At 50.5% G+C, this 1,484-nt stretch carries 1 tRNA gene and 1 rRNA gene; both read right to left on the bottom strand.

Annotation, left to right across the window (positions count from 1 at the left end):
* Positions 1-1,162 (bottom strand): 23S ribosomal RNA (locus tag ACODS9_RS26505); the annotation flags it as partial.
* 245 nt (positions 1,163-1,407) lie between these two features.
* Positions 1,408-1,483, bottom strand: a tRNA-Ala gene (locus tag ACODS9_RS26500).
* Position 1,484 lies beyond the last annotated feature (1 nt).

Below are 1,484 nucleotides of genomic sequence, written 5' to 3'. Positions count from 1 at the left end.
TGATACCCGTAGCTTCGGTGCATGGTTTGAGCCCCGTTACATCTTCCGCGCAGGCCGACTCGACTAGTGAGCTATTACGCTTTCTTTAAAGGGTGGCTGCTTCTAAGCCAACCTCCTAGCTGTCTAAGCCTTCCCACATCGTTTCCCACTTAACCATGACTTTGGGACCTTAGCTGACGGTCTGGGTTGTTTCCCTTTTCACGACGGACGTTAGCACCCGCCGTGTGTCTCCCATGCTCGGCACTTGTAGGTATTCGGAGTTTGCATCGGTTTGGTAAGTCGGGATGACCCCCTAGCCGAAACAGTGCTCTACCCCCTACAGTGATACATGAGGCGCTACCTAAATAGCTTTCGAGGAGAACCAGCTATCTCCGAGCTTGATTAGCCTTTCACTCCGATCCACAGGTCATCCGCTAACTTTTCAACGGTAGTCGGTTCGGTCCTCCAGTCAGTGTTACCTAACCTTCAACCTGCCCATGGATAGATCGCCCGGTTTCGGGTCTATACCCAGCGACTAAAGCGCCCTATTAAGACTCGCTTTCGCTACGCCTCCCCTATTCGGTTAAGCTCGCCACTGAATATAAGTCGCTGACCCATTATACAAAAGGTACGCAGTCACCTAACAAAGTAGGCTCCCACTGCTTGTACGCATACGGTTTCAGGTTCTATTTCACTCCCCTCTCCGGGGTTCTTTTCGCCTTTCCCTCACGGTACTGGTTCACTATCGGTCAGTCAGTAGTATTTAGCCTTGGAGGATGGTCCCCCCATGTTCAGACAAAGTTTCTCGTGCTCCGTCCTACTCGATTTCACTGGCAAGAGATTTTCGTGTACGGGGCTATCACCCACTATGGCCGCACTTTCCAGAGCGTTCCACTAATCTCAAACCAGCTTAAGGGCTGGTCCCCGTTCGCTCGCCACTACTAAGGGAATCTCGGTTGATTTCTTTTCCTCAGGGTACTTAGATGTTTCAGTTCCCCTGGTTCGCCTCTTGCACCTATGTATTCAGTACAAGATAACCAGCTTGTGCTGGCTGGGTTCCCCCATTCAGAGATCTCTGGATCACAGTCTGTTTGCCGACTCCCCAAAGCTTATCGCAGGCTACCACGTCTTTCATCGCCTCTGACTGCCAAGGCATCCACCGTATGCGCTTCTTCACTTGACCATATAACCCCAAGCAATCTGGTTATACTGTGAAGACGACATTCGCCGAAAATTCGCACGTCGCTCTTTCGAGCAGAACTCACAAATTTTACCTTAGCCTGAATAACCAGCAGTGAAACTGGCATTCAGTCTATTTCTATCACATATCCGAATTTTTAAAGAACGATCTGACAAAAGTCAGAAATCAACATTCATCACCGAATGTTCATTTCTAAGTTCTGAGCAGTGCTGCGAAACCTGAAAGAGTGGTGGAGCCAAGCGGGATCGAACCGCTGACCTCCTGCGTGCAAGGCAGGCGCTCTCCCAGCTGAGCTATGGCCCCG

The sequence above is a fragment of the Pseudomonas sp. FG36 genome, from assembly GCF_057809275.1.
This window is presented reverse-complemented; position numbering and strand designations above follow the sequence as displayed.